Origin of the sequence: Moorella thermoacetica (genome assembly GCF_001267405.1) — a bacterium.
GTDB classification, from domain to species: domain Bacteria; phylum Bacillota; class DSM-521; order Neomoorellales; family Neomoorellaceae; genus Neomoorella; species Neomoorella thermoacetica.
Window position 1 is genome coordinate 1,644,094 of record NZ_CP012369.1, and the last position, 23,033, is coordinate 1,667,126.

At 56.9% G+C, this 23,033-nt stretch carries 17 protein-coding genes and 1 riboswitch; of the genes, 2 read left to right on the forward strand and 15 right to left on the reverse strand.

The annotated features are described in order from the left end of the window. Nucleotides 1-28 precede the first annotated feature (28 nt). The 5 genes from MOTHE_RS08310 to MOTHE_RS08330 all read right to left on the reverse strand — a co-directional run bounded on the left by MOTHE_RS08310 (nt 29) and on the right by MOTHE_RS08330 (nt 8,427). Entirely contained in the window at nt 29-2,428 is a 2,400-nt protein-coding gene (locus MOTHE_RS08310) for an endonuclease MutS2 (protein ID WP_420890986.1), read from the reverse strand. Between the two features lie 81 nt (nt 2,429-2,509). After that, complete coding sequence (locus MOTHE_RS08315) at nt 2,510-5,098, reverse strand: U32 family peptidase (protein WP_011393214.1); 2,589 nt, start codon at nt 5,096-5,098, stop codon at nt 2,510-2,512. A 107-nt stretch (nt 5,099-5,205) separates the two neighbouring features. Further along, the gene (locus MOTHE_RS08320) at nt 5,206-5,394 is read right to left on the reverse strand and encodes a hypothetical protein (protein WP_025773017.1); all 189 of its coding nucleotides are present in this window, start codon (nt 5,392-5,394) and stop codon (nt 5,206-5,208) included. 329 nt (nt 5,395-5,723) lie between these two features. Further along, the gene (locus MOTHE_RS08325; RefSeq protein ID WP_162490070.1) at nt 5,724-7,958 is read right to left on the reverse strand and encodes a sigma 54-interacting transcriptional regulator; all 2,235 of its coding nucleotides are present in this window, start codon (nt 7,956-7,958) and stop codon (nt 5,724-5,726) included. Nucleotides 7,959-8,235: 277 nt separating this feature from the next. Beyond that, nucleotides 8,236-8,427, reverse strand: a complete 192-nt coding sequence (locus MOTHE_RS08330; protein WP_025773019.1) for a helix-turn-helix transcriptional regulator — start codon at nt 8,425-8,427, stop codon at nt 8,236-8,238. A gap of 156 nt (nt 8,428-8,583) precedes the next feature. Here MOTHE_RS08330 and MOTHE_RS08335 point away from each other — a divergent pair, with 156 nt between their 5' ends. Next, entirely contained in the window at nt 8,584-9,042 is a 459-nt protein-coding gene (locus tag MOTHE_RS08335; protein WP_011393217.1) for a helix-turn-helix domain-containing protein, read from the forward strand. A 110-nt stretch (nt 9,043-9,152) separates the two neighbouring features. Here the strand turns inward: MOTHE_RS08335 and MOTHE_RS08340 are convergent, their stop codons facing one another. From MOTHE_RS08340 to MOTHE_RS08380, 9 genes are all read right to left on the reverse strand, one after another. Continuing rightward, nucleotides 9,153-9,737 (reverse strand): SGNH/GDSL hydrolase family protein, encoded by a 585-nt coding sequence (locus MOTHE_RS08340; RefSeq protein ID WP_011393218.1) that lies wholly within the window; start codon nt 9,735-9,737, stop codon nt 9,153-9,155. Nucleotides 9,738-9,906: 169 nt separating this feature from the next. Continuing rightward, on the reverse strand, nt 9,907-11,628 hold the full coding sequence (locus tag MOTHE_RS08345) for an NADH-dependent [FeFe] hydrogenase, group A6 (protein ID WP_011393219.1): 1,722 nt from the start codon (nt 11,626-11,628) through the stop codon (nt 9,907-9,909). Nucleotides 11,629-11,653: 25 nt separating this feature from the next. Next, a complete protein-coding gene (gene nuoF / locus MOTHE_RS08350; protein ID WP_053095250.1) occupies nt 11,654-13,459 on the reverse strand; it encodes an NADH-quinone oxidoreductase subunit NuoF in 1,806 nt (601 codons plus the stop codon). Nucleotides 13,460-13,548: 89 nt separating this feature from the next. Next, a complete protein-coding gene (locus MOTHE_RS08355; RefSeq protein ID WP_011393221.1) occupies nt 13,549-14,022 on the reverse strand; it encodes an NADH-quinone oxidoreductase subunit NuoE family protein in 474 nt (157 codons plus the stop codon). 475 nt (nt 14,023-14,497) lie between these two features. Next, nucleotides 14,498-15,592: a class I SAM-dependent methyltransferase gene (locus MOTHE_RS08360; protein ID WP_053094904.1), complete on the reverse strand. Its 1,095-nt coding sequence runs from the start codon at nt 15,590-15,592 to the stop codon at nt 14,498-14,500. After that, on the reverse strand, nt 15,589-16,674 hold the full coding sequence (cobT, locus tag MOTHE_RS08365) for a nicotinate-nucleotide--dimethylbenzimidazole phosphoribosyltransferase (RefSeq protein ID WP_162490148.1): 1,086 nt from the start codon (nt 16,672-16,674) through the stop codon (nt 15,589-15,591). The genes MOTHE_RS08360 and cobT overlap by 4 nt, the downstream gene beginning before the upstream one ends. Before the next feature lie 25 nt (nt 16,675-16,699). Beyond that, a complete protein-coding gene (gene bzaB / locus MOTHE_RS08370) occupies nt 16,700-17,980 on the reverse strand; it encodes a B12 lower ligand biosynthesis ThiC-like protein BzaB (protein ID WP_011393224.1) in 1,281 nt (426 codons plus the stop codon). A gap of 12 nt (nt 17,981-17,992) precedes the next feature. Further along, entirely contained in the window at nt 17,993-19,291 is a 1,299-nt protein-coding gene (gene thiC / locus MOTHE_RS08375; protein WP_011393225.1) for a phosphomethylpyrimidine synthase ThiC, read from the reverse strand. A 245-nt stretch (nt 19,292-19,536) separates the two neighbouring features. Further along, nucleotides 19,537-19,706, reverse strand: a riboswitch (cobalamin riboswitch). A 142-nt stretch (nt 19,707-19,848) separates the two neighbouring features. After that, on the reverse strand, nt 19,849-20,028 hold the full coding sequence (locus tag MOTHE_RS08380; RefSeq protein WP_148844662.1) for a hypothetical protein: 180 nt from the start codon (nt 20,026-20,028) through the stop codon (nt 19,849-19,851). A gap of 714 nt (nt 20,029-20,742) precedes the next feature. On the opposite strand from MOTHE_RS08380, the gene MOTHE_RS08385 reads away from it, so the two are divergent. After that, on the forward strand, nt 20,743-21,951 hold the full coding sequence (locus MOTHE_RS08385; protein WP_011393226.1) for an IS1634 family transposase: 1,209 nt from the start codon (nt 20,743-20,745) through the stop codon (nt 21,949-21,951). A gap of 66 nt (nt 21,952-22,017) precedes the next feature. Here MOTHE_RS08385 and MOTHE_RS13315 read toward each other — a convergent pair whose 3' ends face one another. After that, nucleotides 22,018-22,206 (reverse strand): hypothetical protein, encoded by a 189-nt coding sequence (locus tag MOTHE_RS13315; RefSeq protein WP_158499110.1) that lies wholly within the window; start codon nt 22,204-22,206, stop codon nt 22,018-22,020. Between the last annotated feature and the right edge of the window lie 827 nt (nt 22,207-23,033).

A 23,033-nucleotide genomic window follows, 5' to 3' on the forward strand; every position in this document is an offset into this window, starting at 1 on the left:
ACCCCTCTTTTTTATCCCTGGCACCAGGTCAACGGCCGATATCGACGATGGTCACCCCGCTGCCACCTTCCCCGGCCCCGCCCAGGCGAAAGCCCTTGACCAGGGGGTGCTGGCGCAGGTAGTCCTGCAGGGCCACTCGTAGGGCGCCGGTACCCTTGCCATGGATTAAACTTACCCGGTTCAGACCTGCCAGAACGGCGTCGTCCAGGTATTCGTCTACTTGATGGCAGGCTTCGGCTACGGTTAGCCCCCGCAGGTCGATTTCCGGCCGGATGTCGTCATTGACGGCCGCTTGGACAGTCCAGCCGGCACCGGCGACGTTCCTTCTAGTTTTAGTTCTATTTTCGTGATGGTCGTTATTAACCAGGCGAAGCTCCTTTACCGGCACATTCACTTTGAGAGCGCCAACCTGGACCAGGACCTCTCCCTGCTCGTTAGGAGGGCTGATAACTTCTCCGACCTGGCCCCAGGAAGCCAGGAAGACCCTGTCCCCCGCCCGGAGGTGCTCCGGCGGCTGGCCGCCTGCTACCGGCTGGTAGCGTTCCATCCCGGTTTCTACCTCATCCTCCAGTTCCTTTAACCGCTGGCGGGCTCTAGAGAGGACCTGCTGCTGGCTGCGCAGGCTTTCCTCCGCCAGGGCCTTCTCCACCCTGGCCATGAGCTCCCTGACTTCATAACGGGCCCGGCGGAGGATGGCCCGGGCTTCCTCCCGGGCCTTCTCCAATTGCCTGGCAGCCTGCTGCTGCCACTCCCTACGTTCCTTTTCCATGGCTTCCCGGGCGGCTTCCGCCTCGCGGCGTAAGGATTCGGCCTCGGCCCGTTCCCGGGCGCTGGCCCGCCTGTCGGCCGTCAGTCCCTCGATCAGACGGCTGACCCGCCGGTTCTCCTCGCTCAGGAAGCCACGGGCCTGTTCGATGAGGGCCGGCGGCAGTCCCAGACGACCGGCAACGGCGAAGGCGTTGCTCTCCCCGGGGGTGCCGATGAGGAGCTTATAAGTCGGCTGCAGGGTCTCGCTGTCAAACTCCACGGCGGCGTTTTCTACCCGGGGCGTGGCATAGGCGTAGGCCTTGAGTTCGCTGAAGTGGGTGGTAGCTACCGTCCGGGCCCCCACCCCGGTCAGGTAGTCCAGGATGGCCATGGCCAGGGCCGCTCCTTCAGTAGGGTCGGTACCGGCTCCCAGTTCGTCCAGGAGGACCAGGCTCCCCGCTTCCACTTCCCTGACAATGGCCACAATCTGACGCATGTGGGCCGAGAAGGTGCTCAGGGATTGCTCGATACTCTGTTCGTCACCGATGTCGGCATAGACGGCTGCCGTGACATCGACTTCGGTACCGTCAGCCGCCGGCAGGTGCAGGCCGCACTGGGCCATCAGGGTAAACAGGCCCATGGTCTTCAAAGTAACCGTCTTGCCGCCGGTGTTGGGTCCGGTAATGACCAGGGTATCAAAATCCTCGCCCAGGGTCAGGCTAACGGGTACAACCCGGCCGCCCAGGAGGGGATGACGACCCTGGCGGATACGCCAGCGCCCCCCGGCATTGAGACGCGGCGGCACCGCGGCCATGGCCTGGCTGAGGCGTCCTTTGGCCAGGGTAAAATCCAGTTCCCCCAGGGCGGCCAGGCTGGCCAGGATTTCTTCTTTCTGCCCGCCTACGAGTTTACTCAAGTGCAGGAGAATAGCCTCCACTTCCCTGGCTTCGGCTGTCTGGAGACGGCGTAGTTCGTTATTCAACTCCACCAGGGCCATGGGTTCGATGAAGAGGGTGGCCCCGCTGGCCGATTGATCGTGAACCAGCCCCGGTACCTGGTGGCGGTACTCCTGCTTGACGGGTAAGACATAGCGATCATTGCGAATGGTGAACAGGTTATCCTGGAGGTATTTCTGCATCTCGGTTGAACGCAGGTAGCTATCCAGGCGCTCTTTGATCCTCTCCTGGGCCTGGCGAACCTGCTGCCGCAGGCTCGCCAGGCGCGGCGTGGCCTGGTCCAGGACCAGGCCGTCGGGGCCGATGGCGGCCGTAATCGCCCTTTCCAGCTGGCGAAAGTCGCCAATCCCGGCGGCCAGCCCTTTAAGAACCGGCCACTCGCCCTCCAGCCCCAGGAGGAACTGGCGCAAGCGCCGGCCGGCAGCCAGGGTGGTGGCCACCCGGAGGAGTTCCTGGCCCTCCAGGATGGCTCCGGCTGCCGCCCGGTTGATCTCCGGCCGGATGTCCTGGAAGTTACCCAGGGGTAAATCCGGATAGCGCAGCAATACCCGTTCCCCTTCTCCCGTTGCTTCCTGGCGCCGGCGCACCAGTTCCAGGTCCCGGACCGGTTCCAGAGCACGCACCCTCTCCGCTCCCAGGGGCGATAGGCAATAGCCCTCCAGCCGGGCCAGAATTTTATCCAGTTCCAGTTTAATGTACGTCTTATTCAAACCTTTGGCCCCCATTTCCAACCTCGTCCTGATGATAACTTCATCTACCGCCGCGGTCAACAGGAAAGGCCGACGTTGCACCCGGCTGGAGTTAATTTAAACATCAATAACTCCCCGGAAATAGTGGCCACGGGTAATGCCCGCCGGGGCCAGGGCTTCCGCCTCCCGGGCGGCCGCCCCCAGAACCCTGCTTTCTTCCCTGGTCCCCAGGGCGGCCAGGGCCTCCCGGTAGAGGGCCGTCACCCGGCGGATATAGCCGGGAGGCTTTTCCCGGGCCTCAATGCGAATCCAGGCCAGACCCAGGCCGGCGATGGCCGCCAGATGGTCCACGAGGCACATTTCTTTGGGGTTATATAAATAAAAGCGACACTGCCGGTCGGTAGCTACCGGGAACACCAGCCCCAGGCGATCCTTCAGTCCATAGCGACCCCGGCGGCAGGGAGCCGTGCAAACCTGCCCCGGTTTTTTGCCCCCCAGCCGCGCTCCCAGGACGCAGTGGGCCGAGACTATCAGGGGCAGGGACCCGTGGACGATGCCTTCCAGGGGCAGGCCCGGTGCCCGGGACTTAAACTCCCGCAGCTGTTCCAGATTTAACTCCGGCGACAGGGTCACACCTTGTAAACCGGCAGCGGCCAAAGCCTCTACTGCGGTGACGTTAAATACATTTAAAGGATAATCGCCCCATCCCGCCAGGTGATATTCTTGTAATAGCTCCAGGCCGCCCGGATTGGCCACCATTATCAATCTGGCCCCGGCTTCCATAAATTGTTCCAGGCGCTTCTTTACCCTGCCGGCCTCCTTTTCGTGCCACAGGCGCGGCAGGGCGGGAATGACTTCTGCCCCCTTCTCCCCGGCCAGGGTCACCAGTTCCCGCAGGTCGCCTGTATCCAGGGTTTCTTTCCCCTGCCAGATTTCCCCGGCCAGGTACACCCTCCCGGCACCTGCGGCCAGGGCGACCCGGGCTCCTTCACCGTCGCCTACGGCTACAGCCAGGCGGGGCCGGTGATAGCCGTTTCCTGCTACCGGCCCTGGTAACCCCGTATACCCTGTTATTGTCGTTTTCGTGGTTGGTGCTTGCACCCGTCCCCGGGGCGTTAGGCAAACTTCCAGGCCGGTACGGAAGGACTCCGGAGACGGTACCCGTTGCGGCCAGGAGGATAGGCGCTTCTGCCGGAGTTCCTCAATGGCCTCCCGGCGCAACCGGTTTAATTCACTTAAAGGTACCATGACCGGTCCTTCCAAGTGCGCCACCAGCCGGTCCAACCGGTAGGGTGTGTTGCCCAGGCGGCCCAGCTGGGCCGTTAGAGTGGCCATATCCAGGGGATGGCGTTTAGCCACTGCCGCGGCTACAGCGGTCCGGGCCTGGACACGGTTGCCGCCGGGGTCGACAACCTCCAGTTCCAGGGGGTCCCCCGGTCGCCCCCGCACTGCCATGGTCAGCGGCACCCGGGGCTCTTCCCGGGGCGAGGTATAGGTACGCCGGACCTCCTCCAGGAGCTCCACATCGCTGGTTTTAAAGATCCGGTCCCCCGGCCGGGTGGCAGGGGGCAGCTCCAGGGCCACGGTGGTCCCTGGCGGTGCCTGGGGCACCTCCCGGCCCTCCTGCCAGATATGGTGAACCACTATCCCTTGATGGCCGCCCCGGCTGACCCAGACATCCAGGCCGTCCCCCCGGCGCAAGGGGGCCTCCAGGCGTACCAGCCAGCGCTCCCCCTGGCGCCGGCCGGCCCGGCCCAGGTAAAGACCCCGGTTACTGGGTCGGCCGTACCCCATGAGTTCGACCCCCGGGTCGCCGTCCAGGTAACCCGGCGTAAAATCGCGGTTAAAGATCTGGGCCACTTCCGCCCGTTCTGCCGGGGAAACGGCAAATCCCCGGGGATCGGCCAGGTAGCGATCAATGACCCGCCGGTAGGCCCTGGTCACCACGGCTACATACTCCGGCCGCCGCAGGCGGCCTTCGATCTTGAAGGCCGTGACCCCGGCAGCCAGCAAATCCGGAATCCGGTCCAGGGTATAGAGGTCGCGGGTGCTTAACAGGTGTTCCGGTTTCGCTTCCAGGGGATGGCCGGCCTCGTCCACCAGGGTGTAGGCCAGGCGACAGGGCTGGGCGCAGCGGCCACGATTGCCGCTGCGGCCCCCAATCATGCTGCTTAACAAGCACTGACCCGAGTAAGAAAAGCAAAGAGCCCCGTGGACGAAGGCTTCCAGTTCCAGCTCTACCTGCTCCCTGATGGCCCTGATGTCGTCCAGGGACAGCTCCCGGGCAAGGACCACCCGCTTGAAGCCCAGTTGCTCCAGGTATTTGACTCCAGCGGCATTGGTCACCGTCATCTGGGTACTACCGATGAGGGGTAGTTCCGGCAGGAGCCGCCGGGCGAGATGGGCCAGTCCCAGGTCCTGGACGATGACACCATCCACTCGCGCCGCTCCCAAAAAATAGAGGTAATCCATGGCCGCAGGGAGTTCCCGGTCAGCCAGGAGAATGTTTACGGTGACATAAACGCGGCAGCCCCTTTCATGGGCATAATCCAGGGCCGCCAGGATCCCATCCCGATCAAAATTATCAGCGCCTGCCCGGGCGTTAAACTGCCGGCCGCCCAGGTAAACGGCGTCGGCGCCGTTGGCGATGGCCGCCTTCAGGGCTTCCTGGTTCCCGGCCGGGGCCATGAGTTCTGGTTTATTCATCCTTTCACCTCAAGGCTTATTATATCGCGGCCCGGGGAAAATAAAAACGCCGGCAGCTCCTTTAGGGGCTTCCGGCGTATATCGTGTGCCCTGCTATTACCGGCATTTTAGTTTTGTTCCACCCGCCCGGCAGGGTCAGCAACAACCCGGGAATAACCGGCCTTCGTAAACCATTCCCAGTTGCTCCGCAGGCAATTATAACGCTCCTCCAGGCGGGCATAAGCAGCATTTAACTCGGCCGGCGTCAGTTCTGGCAGTACCTTCCCATATTCTGTCCTGGCTAATACTTGGGACATTTTTTCCGCCTCCCTTTTAAATCCCCTTGGGTAGAGTTATTTTACCACACTTTTAAAACAGTTGCGTCATTCACCGGCTACAAAGTTAGTTTTAAATATCCAGTGGTCGAAAATCCCCCCCGAACGGTTTTTTGTACCTCTTTTCACTATCCTTAAAAAGCAAATCCCGTGCCAGACAATAAAAAAACGGCTTCCGCCCTTGATTTATCTAGCGAAAGTCGTTTTTTAACAAGCCCATGCCTGTTTTCTTCTATACATTTTTTTGAATGGAATTGGTCTTAATCCTGATAGTTGGCCGTTTCCGTGCTATTCATATTTTTGTACAGCGTTCATTTATTTGTACCACCATTTTTGCGGCCCATTAAATTATAGCGTTTTATCATCTCATTCAAAGTGCTCCGCTTCAGGCCCAGGATCTCTGCCGCCCGGGCCTGGACCCCCTGGCTCTCCTCCAGAGCCTGCAGAATAAGGCGCGATTCGTAGGCGGCCACAGCCTCTTTAAAACTCATGCCCCGGGTGAAGGCCCAGCCGGAAGCCCCGGCGGCCATGTTACGGAACTGCCGCGGTAAATCGCCCAGCTCGATTCTCTTACTCTCGGTCAAAATAACCGCCCGCTCGATGACGTTCTCCAGTTCCCGAACATTGCCCGGCCAGTCGGCCCGTATCAGGGCGTCCATGGCCTCGTGGGTGAAGCCATTGACTTCTTTACCCAGGCGCTGGCAGGATTTTTCCAGGAAGTGACGGGCCAGCAGGGGGATATCATCCCGCCGTTCCCGCAAGGGCGGCAGCCAGATGGTAATGACGTTGAGGCGATAAAGGAGCTCGGGCCGGAAGGCGCCATCCTTGACGGCCTTCTCCAGGTCCCGGTTGGTGGCCGCCAGGACGCGGACGTTCACCCTGGTCGGCCTGGTCTCTCCCACCCGTAAGAATTCCCCTTCCTGGAGGACGCGCAGGAGCTTGCTCTGGAGTCCCAGGCTGATATCGCCGATTTCATCCAGGAAAATGGTGCCTTCGTTGGCCTCCTCAAAGAGTCCTTTCTTAGCCGTGACCGCCCCGGTAAAGGCGCCCCGGGCATGGCCGAAGAGCTCGCTCTCCAGCAAGGTTTCCGGCAGGGCGGCGCAGTTGATGCTGACGAAGGGCGCCTCGCTCCGGCGGCTGTGATAATGTATGGCCCTAGCCACCAGCTCCTTGCCGGTACCGCTCTCCCCCCGGATGAGGACGGTGGCATCGGTTTTAGCTACCTTCTCTATCAGGCGGTAGACCTCCTGCATGGCTGCACTGTTGCCCACCAGCTGGCCAAACTTGCCCTGGAAGGCTTTAAGCTCCTGGCGCAGGTGGAAGTTGCTCTTTTCCAGCTGGGCAATGAGGTAGGGCAGGCACATGCGATTCTCCGCCAGGCCGTGATAAACGGCAACGGCCTTCTCCCGGCAGGAGGGATAGCCACAGGCACCGCAATTGAGCTCGTCCTCCGGGGTATACTTACCCAGTTCTGCCAGGATGGCCCGGATATCCGCCTCGCTGGGCCGGGGAAAGAAAACGCTCTGATCATGAAACTCCCGGCGCAAGTTTATCCCTGTGAGATCCAGGGGCTGGGGACGGGTATTTTGCAATCCCTGGCGGGTAAATTCGGCCACAATCTTCCGCCGCCGGTAGGGCGAAAAATCGTTTTCCTGCATGGGGCCGTTGATGCACCCCTTGCAGAAGAGCATATCAGCCATCTGAGGCACCATCTTGCCCTCGTTTACTGCTTTTAAAAAATCCAGGCAGTCTTCACGGCCTTCAACTACCAGGACCTGGTTGGTCAGGATATCGGCATCGATGCCGGCGCTACGTAAGAGGCCGCCCCCGACGGGGTAGAGGCGGCCCAGATAGGCCGGGTCATTATCGAAATCGCTGTTACCGCAGAGATTAATGTCGATCTCCCTGGCGACCAGCATCTCCTTTAGCTCCAGAAAGGTCAGGACGGCGTCAATCGCCCCGGCTACTTCTTCCTCCCTGGCCTCTCCTTTCTTGGCCACGCAGGGACCAATGAAGACCAGGCGGACATCGGGACCCTTGCGGGCTTTCAGGTAGCGTCCCAAGGCGATCATGGGCGATACCACCGGCACCAGCTGGGGCAGCAGGCGGGGGTAGTATTTGGTCACCAGGTTGACTATCGCCGGGCATGGGGTGCTGATGAGCCCCTGGCGGTCGCCGGCTTCCTGGAGGTACTTTTGATACTCCAGGGTAACCAGATGGGCGCCGTAAGCCACTTCATAAACCTCGTCAAAACCCAGCTTCCGCAGGGCCGCCACCACCTGGCCGGGCCAGGCGGGGTGAAATTCCGCGACAAAAGAAGGCGCCAGGCAGGCTATGACCCGGCCGGCAGCCAGGAATTCCTCTACTTTGTCTATTTCCCGCTCGACCAGCTTGGCTCCCTGGGCACAGACCTGGACGCAGTGGCCGCAGGCGATACAAAGCTCCGGTACCACCCGGGCCTGGCCGTCGACTACCTTGATCGCCTTGACCGGGCAGTTGCGGATGCAAGCATAACACATCCGGCATTTGCCTGTGATTGTTTTCACTATTTCCCGCACAATTCATCCCTCGCCGCACTATTTTTCCTAAACTCTATTATACAATACATCTATCTGGATGGGGAGACGAATTTCCGGACCGGATGTGGATGGCCCTTAAATGTGGTGGTCGCTACTGCCGCCAGGGTGAAACTAACCTGTTTACTACCAGGCAGGAACACAAAAACAGCTACCCCGCTATAAGGGATAGCTGTTCCGGAGGTATGTTAGGTGTAACGCCGTCACTTGAATTAAGAAAAAATGACTTTGAAGCACTAAACGAGCTTTATTTGAAAAAAAGCTCATCTACCGTCAAACCGAAATAATCGGCCAGCTTTTTCATGGTTTCTTTACGTGGATAACGCTGGCCCCTCTCGATCATGGCATAGGCGCTCTGGGTTATACCAACTGCAGATGCTACCTTAACCTGGCTGAGGCCCCGTTCCCGGCGTAGCTGGTATAGTTTCTCATTGCGCATAAATCTCACCATAATTACCTTGGAAATCCCATCCTAAGATTATATAATCACGTTTCGCGATATTTGTCAAGGTTTAAAGACTAAATTATCACAAATTGTGATATGATATTGTTAAGCTTTCCGCCGCCATGTTAAATTGGCAATGAGGTGGCTATTATGAAGTCCCTGGGGGAAAGATTAGCATTCTTGCGTAAAGAACGGGCCTTATCCCAGGCGGAGATGGCCAAATTGCTCAATATGGGTCAGAGTACTATCGCCATGTACGAAAAAAATAAACGCCGGCCCGACCCGGAAACCCTGGAAAGGCTTGCCGACTTTTTTGATGTCTCTATTGATTATCTTCTGGGACGTGCTGATTCCCGGCAAAAAGAAACCTATCCTTTGCAGGATGAAACCCAGGCCAGAACAACTATGGTTTTGCTTGAACCCGGGGTCAGGACCTTGCTTGCTGACCCTATTTTTAAAAATATCTTCAAGCGCCTGCCCAATCTTGATTTGACTCCGGGTGAAAAGGAATTACTCGCCCAGCACTGGGACCTGGCACTGCAGCTGATTGAAAAGGAAAAGTCGCGGTTGCAATCTATTGATAAAAAAGAAAAACCCCCGCAGGAGTAAGAAAAAAGACCACCGCCTTCACCCTTCATGGGGGATGAAAGCTTCTAAATACTTTCTAACTCTGAGGCTGTCAGGCTTCAGCCAAACAGCCTGGACTCATCTGCACATGTCTAACATTTCAACTTCCGGAACAGATCGACGGCTACCGCGGCCATGGCCTGATACCCTTTTATACTGGGGTGGGCGTCGTCAACGAAGAATTCTCTTTTCCCCCAACCAGTATCCTGGTCCAGGAGGGGGATATAAAAGTCCAGAAGCTCTAAACCCAGGGAGCTGGCCAGGTGGCGGCAGGCGTCACGATAATCCGCCAGCAATCCGGCCATCTTTTCCAAGAACGATGCCGGGATGTCGGAACCTGTCCGGCAGAGGGGGGGCGGCAGGCAGATAATAACCTCGATGCCGGCCCGGCGGGATTTATCAATCATGGTTCGGATGTTACTTTCCACTTCCGCGGCGGCCAAACCGGCCCAGGCGTCGTTGGTCCCGCCCATGATGGTCACTGCCCGGGGCCCCGGCCGGACAACATCCTCATCGAAACGGGCCAGCATCTCCCCCGTCGTTTCCCCGCTGATACCCCGGTTGATCACCTGCAGGCCGGTTTCCGCGGCCGCCAGGTTCAGCCAGGAGGCCTCCGGCCCGAAGGGATACCCCCACGTCAGGCTGTCCCCCAGGCCTACCAGATCAATTGCCTGCATGTTGTTCCTCTCCCTTGATTGGATATTTTTCCCTCCTTAAATTTAATGAAGCTTACGAGCCTGCTTTAGTTTTCGCCACAAGACCTCTTTCTCCTTCTCGACCAGATAAAAAGGCCTCCCCGGCGCTTTTAAAGAACCGGGGAGGTCCTGGCGAACTGCAAAAGATTCTCTAGTATTTCCCCCGCCGCGTATATTCGGTGTGCAATAAGTGGTGGGACTTCTCGCTCAAAGGCTTGCCCAGGAACTCGCGGTAAAGGGCTTGAACGGACGGGTTCTCGTGGGACTTGCGGATGGGCATCTCCATGTCGACCTGATAAATACCCTTGATGCGCTGCTCCCTGATCTCGGTGTTGGTGGGGATGGGCTGCCCGCCGCCGCCAATGCAGCCGCCGGGGCAGCACATGATTTCAATGAAGTGATACTGCTCCCCGGCCTTGACCCGCTCTAAAAGCTGCCGGGCATGGCCCAGGCTGTGGGCTACAGCCACCCGGACTTTGGTACCCTTGATGTCTACCGTGGCTTCCTTGATGCCCTTGAGGCCGCGGATATCATAGAAGTCCAGGGCGGGCAGGGTCTCGCCGGTAATTAGTTCGTAGGCCGTACGCAAGGCCGCCTCCATGACCCCGCCTGTGGCACCGAAGATGACCCCCGCTCCGGTGGATTCGCCTAATGGATCGTCGTACTGCTCTTCCGGGAGGTTTTTGAAATCAATCCCGGCTTCCCTGATCATCCGCGCCAGCTCGCGCGTGGTGAGGACGTAGTCCACGTCCTGATAGCCGCTGTCCCGCATCTCCGGCCGCTGGCACTCGAACTTCTTGGCAGTGCAGGGCATGATGGAGACGACCACCATCCTGGCCGGATCTACACCGGCCTTCCGGGCATAGTAAGTCTTGGCCACGGCGCCGAACATCTGCTGGGGCGACTTGCAGGTGGAGACGTTGGGTATAAGCTCCGGGTAGAAGTGCTCCATAAACTTGATCCAGCCCGGGCTGCAGGAGGTGATCAACGGCAGGGGGCCATCTTTGGTAAAGCGCTCAATAAACTCGGAGCCTTCTTCCATAATGGTCAGGTCGGCGGAAAAGTCGGTATCAAAGACCCTGTCAAAGCCCAGGCGCCTTAAAGCCGCCACCATCTGGCCGGTGTTGATGCTCCCCGGTGCTAACCCGAACTCCTGGCCGATGGACACCCGGGTGGCCGGCGCCGTCTGGACGACGACGAACTTCTCCGGGTCGGCCAGGGCCGCCCAGACTTCGCTGGTGTAATCTTTTTCGTACAGGGCGCCCACCGGGCAGACAAGGGTGCACTGGCCGCATTCCACGCAGGCGATGTCCACGAGCTTCTCCTGGAAGGCCGGGGCGATGACGGTGTCAAAGCCCCGCCCCAGGGGGGCTATAGCCATAACTCCCTGGACCTTTTCGCAAACGGCCACGCAACGGCGGCAGAGAATGCACTTGTCAGGCTCGCGCACCAGGGCTGGGGTCGAATCGTCCACGGGGTGCTCGCTCTTTTTGCCCTTAAAGCGTACCTGGCGGATACCCAGCCCCCGGGCCAGGGACTGGAGTTCGCAGTTCAAGTTACGGATGCAGGTCGGGCACTCCATCTCGTGGTTGGAAAGGAGGAGCTCAACGTTCAGGCGCCGGGCCATCCTTACCCTCGGGCTGTTGGTCTTTACCACCATACCTTCGGCTACCGGGGCTACACAGGAGGCCATCAGGTTCCTGGCCCCTTCAACTTCAACCACGCAGACCCGGCAGGCGCCGATCTCGTTGATGCCTTCCAGGTAACAAAGGGTGGGTATATGAATACCAGCCTCCTCGGCGGCCTTTAAGATCGTCGTTCCGGCCTCAACTTCCACCGGTATATTGTCAATGGTCAGTTTTACGGTGCTCAACTTGTTCGCCTCCCGTTTTCCTCCGTTATTCCCTCGTTATGGCGCCGAACCTGCATTTCTCATAACAGCTGCCGCATTTAATGCAGGCTGCAGGATCAATCTGATGGGCTTCCTTTTTGCCGCCGCTTATGGCCCCCACCGGGCAGACGCGACTGCAGGCCCCGCAACCGGTGCATTTTCCGGCATCAATAACATATGAAAGCAGCTCCTGGCAGACATGAGCCGGGCAACGGTGGTCGCGAATATGGGCAAGGTACTCGTCCCGGAAATAGGTGATGGTGCTCAAAACCGGGTTCGGGGCCGTCTGGCCCAGGCCGCAGAGGGCTGTATCCTTGATCTGGCGCGCCAGTTCTACCAAGAGATCCAGGTCTTTTTCTTCCCCCTGTCCCCTGGTGATGCGATTCAAGATTTCTAGCATCCGCGTAGTGCCGATCCGGCAGGGGGTGCACTTGCCGCAGGATTCGTCTTTGACAAAGTCCATGAAGAATTTGGCTACATCTACCATACAGGTGTCTTCATCCATAATGATGAGGCCGCCGGAGCCCATAATGGTGCCCAGGGCCGTCAGGTTTTCATAATCAATGGGCGCATCCAGGTGCTCGGCAGGGATGCAACCGCCCGACGGACCTCCGGTCTGCGCCACTTTAAACTTCTTGCCGCCCGGGATACCGCCGCCAATTTCATAAATAACCTGGCGGAGGGAAGTCCCCATGGGGATTTCAACCAGGCCGTTGTTGTTAATCTTGCCGGCCAGGGCAAAGACCTTGGTGCCCTTGCTCTTTTCCGTGCCGATACCGGCAAACCATTCCCATCCCTGGCGGATAATTGTGGGAATATTGGCCAGGGTCTCCACGTTGTTAATAACCGTCGGCTTGCCCCAGAGCCCGGAAACGGCCGGGAAGGGCGGCCGCGGCCGCGGTTCACCCCGGCGGCCTTCAATGGAGGCCAGCAGGGCCGTCTCCTCGCCACAAACAAAGGCCCCGGCCCCCAGGCGAATATCAATGTCGAAATCAAACCCGGAGTTAAACAGGTTTTTCCCCAGAAGTCCCTGCTCACGCGCCTGGCTAATGGCCAGCTTTAACCGCTGGACGGCAACAGGGTATTCGGCCCGGACATAGATATAGCCCTGGCTGGCGCCGATGGCGTAGGCCCCGATAGCCATGCCTTCCAGGACGGCGTGGGGGTCACCCTCCAGGATACTGCGATCCATAAAAGCCCCCGGGTCGCCCTCGTCGGCATTGCAGACAAAATACTTGACCGGACCGGGGGAACGATAGGCAAACTCCCACTTAAGACCGGTGGGAAAACCACCGCCGCCCCGGCCGCGTAAACCAGATTTTTTAATGGTCTCGATAACCTCATACGGTTTCATGGTAGTCAGAACTTTACTCAGGGCTTGGTAGCCGTCGTGGGCGATATATTCGCCAATGGATTCCGGATCTATGAGACCGCAGTTGCGCAGGGCTATGCGGACCTGGTGTTTAAAAAAGGGCAACTCCGTGTAGGGCCTGACGGCGTCCCCCTGGCGGTTCACGACCCACTCGGTTACAATGTGGCCGTCAACGACATGGCGACCCACGATTTCCCTGGCTTTGGCGGCGTCTACCTTCCCGTAAGTCACCTTCGGCTGGCCGGGTAAGATCACGTCAACGAGGGGCTCCTGGGCGCAAAGGCCGATGCAACTTGTCTGGCTAACCGTCACCCCCGTTAACTGGCGTTTAGCTACTTCATCGAGGATGGCGTTCATAACCTCCCGGGCCCCGGCAGCGATGCCGCAGGTTCCCATCCCCACGACGATCTTCGCCTTCGCGCCCGCTTCTTGGGATTGCATGGCTTCCAACTGGCTTTCCTTGAACTTCTGCAGTTCTTCCATCGACTTAATCACAACTCATCACCCCCGTGCATTTTGGCGAGACCTTATTACTGGTATTCCTTTAATATCTCCAGGGCGGTATCCGGGGTTAAGCGGCCATGGGCCTTCTGGTTGACGGTCATCACCGGCCCCAGGGCGCAGCAACCGAGGCAGCGTACCTGATTGATGGTAAATCTACCGTCCGCCGTGGTGTCGCCGACTTTCGTTCCCAGTTCCTGCTCCAGGCGTTCCAGTATCGCCGGCGCACCCTTAACAAAGCAGGCAGTGCCCATGCACACCGAGACCTGGTATTTGCCCTTGGGCTTGGTCGTAAAATGGTTATAGAAGGACACCACACTGTAAACCTGGCTTAGAGATAGCCCCAGACCATCGGCGATTGCTACCTGGACATTACGGGGCAAATAGCCTACCAGTTCCTGGCTCTGGTGGAGCACCTCGATCAAGGCCGACGGCTGTCCCCGGTGGGCGTCGATGATTTTTTCAAGTTCCTCCCATTTAGCTTCGCATTGACAGGTTTCCATTAGAACAACCTCCTCATTGCAAGAGTAGCCATGGTACACTCAGGGGGTATACATCCTGCAATAAGCCGTCTGCCCGAAACCGCCTCGAGCCGTACCGGGAAAATAGAGCCGGCCTGGAGGGGATAATCCCTCTTTTTCTAAAGCAGGCCCGGGTTTATCGGCCTGTAATTGCAGGGTGATAGTGTGGCTATTCACTATTATTGTTAAGTCACCTTGTGATAGTTCGTATAGAAAGCTTATTCGCCATAAAAATAAATTCTCCTGCCAGGTCTCACAAAATTCTTATTAGCCATTCATTTTTTTGTACAGTACTGTTCATAAATTTGATTTTCGTTCTCTTGAATCTGCTCCCGATAACAAAAAAAATCGGGCCCCGGAGTTTACCCCCTCAGCCCGATTAGCATTCTTTTTAAGTTTTAGCCCACCCCTACAGAGAATGAATTTACTGCGGCGTTGCGGATCTCCAGCCGGTATTTCATGATATCAAAAGACTTCGGTCAGGCCTGATCACGCCTGGAGCCAGCTTCAGTTTCTCCAGGGCGCCGGCATCCCTGGCGGCGATCACCAGAGCGGTATCGCTTCGCAGCAGTACAAGCTCGGTGCTGCAAAGCCCCCGGGCCTCAAGCCGCTCCCGCACCCACCGGGAGGATAAAACCTTACCGTTGTAAGTATTGATCAACATATTCAAGTCCATCAGGGCTGCTTTTTCCGGCCGGTGTTCCGGGAAGAAATCGTGTACCAGAAGAAAGCCTGCCGCCCCCAGGCATCCCGCCGCTCGCGAAAGAAGCAGGGCGCCCTCTTTCTCCGTATAAATGTGGAGTATGTTGGAAAGGATCACCAGGTCAAAGGGGCCTTGCGGAAGGGCCCCCGGCTCCAGGATGTTCGCCGGATGACAGGTGACCCGGCCCCCCAGACCCCTTTCCTCCATCAACATTTTTGCGAGTTCCAGGACCTCGGGGATGTCTACCAGGGTGGCCGCAAGCCCCGGATACTGCTCGAGGAAGCCTGCAGCCACCGCTCCGGAGCCCGACCCCACATCCAGGACCCTGCCTGTATCAAAAACCCCTTCAAAGATAGGCAGTATTTCCTGTACCTTGTACCTGGCCACATTGTCCATGGCCCGGATGTACCTGCCCACACGCTGCCCCATGCATTCCCTGGATTCCCCCGGAGGCGGGTAAGACACCCTCCCTCCCGCCTCCAGGCACTCCTTTAACCCGCGCCAGGATGACGCCAGGTGCTTTCGCCAGAGGATAGAGTCTCCCTGGTAATGTTCCCGCCCCCTGACGAGGTATGTCTCGGAAAGCCTAGTGTTAAAAAACACGTCCCCATCCCGGCCGATCAGCCCCAGGGCGCAAAGGGCGCCCAGGAAACGCTCCGTACCGTGAATGCTGAAGCCTAGGGCTTCAGCTATTTCGGCCGCACTCATACCGCCACCGGCCAGGAGCGTGAACAGGCCGGCCTCCACGGCGGTGAAGAGGACTTCCGAAAACCAGTAACCGGTAGCCAGATCCTCCAGGTACTGGGGGCAAGGGGCCTGGGGGTCATACTTGAGAAAGCCTGGTTTCATACCGCATACTCCCTGGACTTATTTCTGGCGACCCCGGCATCTTCAAAGGTGAGCATCTCGCCGATCACCCGCGCCGCCCCTTCTACAATGCACATGGCCAGGGCAGCCCCTGTACCCTCTCCCAGGCGCATGTCTAAATCGAGCAGCGGCCGCAGGCCGAGCTCTTTGAGCATATACCTGTGCCCGTACTCCATGGACCGGTGGGCGGCGATCATGTAATCAACCGCCCGGGGGGCGAGTTGTTTCGCCAGGAGGGCACCGGCGGTGGATATAAATCCGTCCACCACAACTGGCACCCGGTAGTAGGCCGCCCCGAGAATCAACCCCGCAATTCCCCCGATCTCGAAACCGCCCACCTTGGCCAGAACGTCTACTGGGTCACCCGGGTCCGGCCTGTTCAGGGCAAGGGCCCTCTCGATCACCTGGACCTTCCTTGCCAGGGTCTCGTCGTCGATCCCGGTGCCCCTCCCCGTCACCTCCCGGACCGGCAGGCCGGAAAGGGCCGCCAGAATGGCGCTGCTCGGGGTGGTGTTGCCGATCCCCATATCCCCTGTTCCCAGCAGTTCAACGCCTTCATTGACCAGGTCTCCGGCGATGTTGATGCCGGTCTCCAGGGCCTGCACCGCCTGTTGCCTGGTCATGGCAGGGCCCCTGGTCATATTGCGCGTTCCGTAATCCACCTTGCGGGAAAGGATCTTCCCCTGCTCCACCAGGTCCTTCAGATCTCCGGCCACGCCCATATCCACAACCACTACCCTGGCCCCGGCCGCCCCGGCCAGGGCATTGATCCCGGCCCCGCCGGCTACAAAATTGTAAACCATCTGGAGGGTCACTCTCTGGGGACAGGTGCTGACCCCTTCCTCAACAACGCCGTGGTCCCCGGCCATGGTGACGACCACCTTGCTACCCGTCGAAGGCTTCAGGCTTTCCTTTATGGCGGCCAGTTGTTCGGCGATGTCCAGCAGCCTTCCCAGGCTTCCTACCGGAATGGCCAGGTTGTTTAAGTGCTCACGGGCCTTCCGGCGCCAGGCATCGTTGACAGGCATGATCCCTTTAACCGTCTCCTCCAGCTTTAATCCCATCATTTTCCCCCCTGGTTTTCACGCCTCAGTTCATCCCGAAATAACGGGCGGCCACCAGGGCTGCGCAGTTCGTCCCACAGGCAGCACAAACCCCGTCTTCCCCGGTACCGTCGAGCAACGAGCGTGCCTTTTCCTGATCAATGGCAAGGCTTATCTGCTTTTCCACATCGAGGGCGACCCGCGCCCGCGCCATTTGCAGATCCCGCTCCCAGGCCTGCCTGTTTCCCCTGGCCAGATCGGCGGCATGGGCGGCAATGCGGGCGGCAATCACCCCTTCTTTAACGTCCTGCTCTGTTGGTAACCCCAGATGCTCCGCCGGTGTCACATAGCAGATAAAATCCGCCCCAACCGTCCCGGCAAGGGCACCCCCTATTGCGGCAGTGATATGGTCATATCCCGGCGCCACATCAGTAGCCAGGGTACCCAGAATAAAGTAAGGCGCGCCCCCGCACAGGCTTTTCTGTAGTTTCATTGTCGTTTCCACATGGTTGAGGGGAACATGTCCCGGACCCTCGACCATAACCTGCACGCCGGCTTCCCTGGCGCGCCTGACCAGTTCCCCGGCCACGATCATTCCCTGCAGTTGGGCCCCGTCCAGGGAGTCGGCTGTAGAACCCGGACGAATGGCGTCGCCGAGGCTGAGGGTGACATCGTACTTCAGCAAGATTTCGAGCAACCTGTCGAACTGCTCATAAAGGGGATTCTCTTTCTGGTTGTGCAGCATCCAGCCGGTGAGGAAGGCCCCACCGCGGCTGACAATGTCGGTCACCCTGCCGCTAGCCTGAAGCCTTTCGAGGATCTCGAAATTCAGGGCGCTGTGAATGGCCATGAAATCTATCCCGTCCCTTGCCTGTTTTTCCACGGCCGCAAACATGTCGTCCGGCGTCATCGCTACAATACTGCCCCGCTTTTCAATGGCTTCGATGGCTGCCTGATAAATGGGCACGCTGCCTACCGGAACCCTGGCGTGGGCAAGGGTGAGCCGCCGCATCTCATCGATATCCCCGCCGGTGCTTAAATCCATAAAGGAATCACACCCTGCCGCCTCGGCCGCAGCGATCTTCCGCATCTCCATTTGCCGGTCATCCCGGTCGCTGGAGGTCCCGATCAGGGCATTCACCTTGATACGTAAACCCCTCCCGATACCGCAGGGTTTAAGGACCTTCCGGTTGGTATTCCGGGGGATTACAATAGTCCCCTCCGCCACCCCTGCCCGGACAAATTCCACATCCACCTTTTCATCTGCCGCCACTTTTTCCATTTCCGGAGTAATTTTTCCAGCACGGGCATCTAAAACCTGGCTCATTTATCCTACCCCCTAACATGTATGTCTGGCTGTGCCCAGGTATCTGGATACGATTTCCATGGCGCAGTATTTACCGCACATGGCACATCCCGCCGCCGCGGCGTCGCTTCTTTCTTCTCTCAGCCTTCCCGCCCGTTCGGGGTCTATGGCGAGAGCAATCTGCCGCTTCCAGTCCAGTTCTTTTCTCGCCCGGGAAAGCTCCCGATCCCATTCCCGGGCACAGGTAAGGCCGTTGGCCAGGTCGGCGGCATGGGCGGCAATGCGAGCGGCAATCACTCCCTCCCGGACCTGGTCAATATCCGGAATCCCCACATGTTCGGCGGCAGTTACATAACAGAGAAACTCCGCACCCGCCCAGGCGCTCAAGGCACCCCCGATAGCAGCATTGATATGGTCATAACCGATTGCGATATCTGTTACCAGGGGGCCGAAGACAAAATACGGCGCCCCGTGGCAGAGACTTTTTTCCAGGACAACCGTCGCCTTTAGTTGCTGCAAGGGTACATGACCCGGCCCTTTTACCATCACCTGTACACCGGCTTCCCTCGCCCGCCTGACCAGCTCTCCCAAAACAACCAGCTCTTCCACCTGGGGGCCATCCAGGGAATCGGCCAGGCATCCCGGTCGCATGCCGTCGGCAAAGCTGATGGTAACATCGTACTTCCGGGCAATCGCAAGAACCCGGTCAAAGTGTTCATAAAGGGGGTTTTCCCTCCGGTTCGCCAGCATCCACCCGATCAGGTGGGAACCCCCGTAGCTTACCAGAGGATCGATCCGGCCCTCGTTTCTGGCGCGTTCTACAATATTCATAGTAGTCCCGCAGTGCAGGGCCAGAAAGTCTACCCCGGCGGCCGCGTGGCGTTCAATTACATCAAACAAGTCTTCATCTCTCATGTTAACGGAAGAACCGTATTTTCTGCCGGCTTCGGCCATGGCCTGGTAAAGGGGCAAGGTACCGACGGGCTTGGGGGAAACGGCCAGCGTTTCCGCAAGCATGGCCTCGATGTCCCCGCTGACGCTCAGATCCATGATGGCGTCCGTTCCCGCTTCCACGGCGGCTTTAATCTTGGCAACCTCCACATCAATACCGCCCGTCTCTCCGTACAAACCGACGCTGGCGCTGACCTTTGTCCTCAGCCCTTTACCGACACCAACTGGAGTGACGTTCTGCCGGCGGGCATTGCGCAGGATGACTATCGTCCCATCAGCCACACCCTGCCTCACGAATTCCGGAGTTACACCCTCCTGAACGGCCACCTGCTCCATTTCGGGGGTAATCAAGCCGGCCCGGGCGCTTTCTATCAGGTTCAACTATTCTCCCTCCCACTGTATTTTTGCAACTCCAACAGCGGTTTACGCCGCAATGTTTGCCTTCTTCACAGTATTTTTTCGCTTTCTTGATGACCGGGTAAAACCCTGCAATGACAGCCATGCACAAGGAACCTATGCCATAAATCATCCTCTCCCTTTGTTTGATTGATAAAAAATAAAGTCCACGCCATATCTCAGCGTGGACTTTACCATCATCCATGCTTACGCCCGCCCCTTCCGCGAGGGCGGCATAAACTTTTCAGGCAGGTCTCCTGACTCGGATCATCACACCTTTGCCCCTTCCCCCATTAAGGAGTGGTCTGGCAAGTGCTCACCTTCACAGTGGCGGGTCCGTCCGGGATTCGCACCCGGTTCCCTATTCTCCCTTGCGGGCACCTGAAAAGTAACCATATGCAACTTTCTATTCTAAAATTATAATTGTTCGCCTGTTTTCTGTAAAGGCCCTTTGTAAAATATGTGTCACCGGACAGTGATATTGTCACCCTGTAAGCGGACTGAGAAAATGTCACTGTGATAGGAGAAATGTTCAAACTCCTCTATGGTCGATGGTCACCTATGCCGACCCGCAACTCTACCCGCCGGTTTTCCTTTTCGGTCTCCCTGGCATGTTCTTCTTGCAGTGACCGGACCAGGTTGGTTTCACCCTTTAATGCCCCGTACAAACGCACGAAGGGCTTTTCCTTCAGGGGGACTAATACCAGCTTTCCCTCGGCCACCCGCACCTCAAACTTGTCCCCTTGCTTGATGGTATGTTATTTCCGGATTTCAGCAGGGATAATTAGCTGCCCTTTTGAAGATATCGTCACTACCGGCACTGCCTTACTCCCACCTTAAGTTAATAGAAGTAAGTCCAAGGAGAATTAACGTATACGATAGCCCCTCTGCATCTTTAAATCTCATAAATAGGGCCATGTTAGTTATTATAACCATAATCAAATGATTACTTCGCTACCGTTTTAAAACCCAACCCACACGAGCAAAAGCCTGTAAAGCCTCTTTGACGGAGTTATAGCATTGAAGGACATTTGTTAAGCTAAAGGAGAGAGACTATAGGTGGGATGTAAGGTCTTTCGACGTTTTGCTATGAATGTGACGGCACTCGGCTTTCTCCGGTAAGATAGAGACCCAGGGTGGCCAAGAACGAAATTCCTGGGCCCTGCAGATATCTGCAGATTTCCCGGACTTTAGGCGTGGGGGGTGGTGGAACAATTATTTGCAATCGAGCTTTTTAATGAGATTAGCAGGATTTCCCGTGGGAAGAAAGAAATATCAACTGCGTATTATAAAACCCATATTCCGCACCCAGTGAGGAACCCAAAAATAATTTTTATAGGGTGCAGAAAGAAATAAAAGTAGAGAGAATCTTCTAACCAGGAATTTCTAATTCAGTGTCGAATCATTCCTCTAAGAGAATTCTGGAGGAATGTTCGATGCCTGTAGCCATGGATAATATGCGCTTCTTCCGGGCCGGTCCCGCAGCCCTTATCTCCAGGTTATGTGACGTCCTGAAGATAGCAGAAATCATAGATGCCGTAGTTGACTGGGACCCGGCCCAGTGCCATCTTTCCCCGGGAAATCGGGTTAAGGCGCTGATCATTAATCTCCTGGTAGACCGGGAGGCCCTCTATCATGTGGAGCGCTTTTATGAGAACCAGGACCTGGAGGTTTTGTTTGGAGCTGAGCAACAGGTCCGGCCTGAAGATTTTAACGATGATGCTCTGGGCCGGGCCCTGGATAAACTCTTCACCAGCGGCCAGCTGAAGAAGTTGTTCTCCAGCATTGCTTTAACTGCCGCCGCCACCCATAACGTATCCATTGCGGGCATCCACGTCGATACCACCTCCATTTCCGTGCAAGGAGCCTATGATGGTGAAGGAGATTTAGATATCACTTTTGGTTTTAGTAAAGATCATCGCCCCGACCTCAAACAGTTTCTCATCGGCTTGACCGTAAATAGAGATGGGTTGCCCATTTTGGCTCAGAGCTTGGACGGCAATAGCAGTGATAAGTCCTGGTACCCCCAGGTTATAGAGGAATTGGTCCAAACCTTCAAGCCGGAAAAGCTTAAAGAGGTCATTTTCGTGGCGGACTGCGCCCTGGTAACTAAGGATAACCTGGCTCTTTTGGTTCAGGAGGAAGGTAACAAACCCGCCCTCCAGTTCATCTCCCTGTTACCGGAGAACTTCGGCCTTAACAAGGAGATTAAGGCTGAGGCCTTCCGCACCGGCACCTGGCAGGAGATCGGGAAACTAAGCCCCAAGAAAGATGCTGCTTGCTATAAAAGCCAGAGCTTTGTCCGGGAAATAGACGGCCGCGATTACCGGTTAATCGTGGTCCACTCCACAACCCTGGATAAGCGCAAAGAGAATAGTCTCTTGAAAAAGTGGGCTAAGCAAAGAGAAGTTCTGGAAAAGGCCGCCAAAGATCTTTCCCGCCGTCCCTTCGCCTGTAAGGCCGACGCCAGGAAAGCCATAGAACTCTTCTTGAGGGAATACCGCCACCAACCTTTCATCCTAAAGGGCACAGTTGATGAAGAAATAGTGAGCAACTACTATCAGGGGCCGGAGGTGATTAGAGCCCTTGAACTTGCCGGCTTCGGTAAGGAAATATATCTTTTTCCACCTCGCGGTGGCGGGTAGAAGTATTTTTTAGTGCCCCAAGAAAACGTTGGTAATTATATCCAAAGGTGCGGAATGTGGGATCAACTATATTGCCACCGGAAAAAGTGATACCTTCAATTTCAAATCGTCAACTTCAATTAGCTCGATAAAATCTCTGCCTACCAGCGTTAACTTCCCACCTTTGTCTTTTTTACAGCATTCACCACAGAAAAACTCAACATTAGCTACCCTGTCTTGAAATCTGGCAGCCAACCTTCTGAGAAAGTTATCCATAGTAACTAGCTGTATGTTGACGTTGCTGTTGCTATCGGCCGTGGTAAGAAATCCCCCCCTTTAGGAATTTGATGGTATATACTATTCCCATATCTGCCGAGTAAGTAATCAAGTTTATCAACTAAATCTTAAAGGTTCTCCTGGCTAATTCTCTAAATTATAAACAGGGTGGGCTAGGTGCCGATCCTGCTGCACCGGCCTAAATGAACCCAGCCCTTAATACATAATTTTAGACGTTAACACTCACACTTCTCCGCCTGTTTCATACGATATAGTAAGAAATGGGAAAGGAGGACCTTTATGGACGGTATATTTGGTGGAAAAGGCTTTTTTGGCGGCAGATTTGCTTTTATACTGTTCCTAATCCTCATCCTGCTGTTCTTTGGGGACGACTAAAATCTGTTCAAAAATCCTAGTCTTTTAGCCCCCCTGTTTCTAGGGGGCTGTTTTTATGTTATAATCAAAAAATGCCCCGGACCCCAACGTATAGCCGCAGGCCCAAGGACTTCTCTCTTTCCTTTCATTGCCTATACCAGCGCTCCCAGCCTCCTCTATCTGGCCGTGCCGCTACTACGGCCATAAGCCTGGCTCAGCCAAGTTCCGGGCGTTGCATTCCCGGGTGCGGGTATCCATACGTGAGGCAATGGTGGCCGCGGGGCGGTCCATAATAAGGCTGCCGTATTGTACCAGGCCCAGCGTTCTATTAGAAATCAACTACGTTATCGGCGTTCACCACGGGACAACGATTTTTCCATTACCCGTTTTGTTTTCTATCTCTATAACCCTATCTCCCTCTTTTATATTTTCTTCCGTCACCTCTTCTGCCC

Coding starts and splice junctions, on each gene's coding strand:
- MOTHE_RS08310 (WP_420890986.1), bottom strand. CDS start 2,428: ATGGGGGCCAAAGGTTTGAATAAGACGTACATTAAACTGGAACTGGAT.
- MOTHE_RS08315 (WP_011393214.1), bottom strand. CDS start 5,098: ATGAATAAACCAGAACTCATGGCCCCGGCCGGGAACCAGGAAGCCCTG.
- MOTHE_RS08320 (WP_025773017.1), bottom strand. CDS start 5,394: ATGTCCCAAGTATTAGCCAGGACAGAATATGGGAAGGTACTGCCAGAA.
- MOTHE_RS08330 (WP_025773019.1), bottom strand. CDS start 8,427: ATGCGCAATGAGAAACTATACCAGCTACGCCGGGAACGGGGCCTCAGC.
- MOTHE_RS08335 (WP_011393217.1), top strand. CDS start 8,584: ATGAAGTCCCTGGGGGAAAGATTAGCATTCTTGCGTAAAGAACGGGCC.
- MOTHE_RS08340 (WP_011393218.1), bottom strand. CDS start 9,737: ATGCAGGCAATTGATCTGGTAGGCCTGGGGGACAGCCTGACGTGGGGG.
- nuoF (WP_053095250.1), bottom strand. CDS start 13,459: ATGCAATCCCAAGAAGCGGGCGCGAAGGCGAAGATCGTCGTGGGGATG.
- MOTHE_RS08355 (WP_011393221.1), bottom strand. CDS start 14,022: ATGGAAACCTGTCAATGCGAAGCTAAATGGGAGGAACTTGAAAAAATC.
- MOTHE_RS08360 (WP_053094904.1), bottom strand. CDS start 15,592: ATGAAACCAGGCTTTCTCAAGTATGACCCCCAGGCCCCTTGCCCCCAG.
- cobT (WP_162490148.1), bottom strand. CDS start 16,674: ATGGGATTAAAGCTGGAGGAGACGGTTAAAGGGATCATGCCTGTCAAC.
- bzaB (WP_011393224.1), bottom strand. CDS start 17,980: ATGAGCCAGGTTTTAGATGCCCGTGCTGGAAAAATTACTCCGGAAATG.
- MOTHE_RS08385 (WP_011393226.1), top strand. CDS start 20,743: ATGCCTGTAGCCATGGATAATATGCGCTTCTTCCGGGCCGGTCCCGCA.
- MOTHE_RS13315 (WP_158499110.1), bottom strand. CDS start 22,206: ATGGATAACTTTCTCAGAAGGTTGGCTGCCAGATTTCAAGACAGGGTA.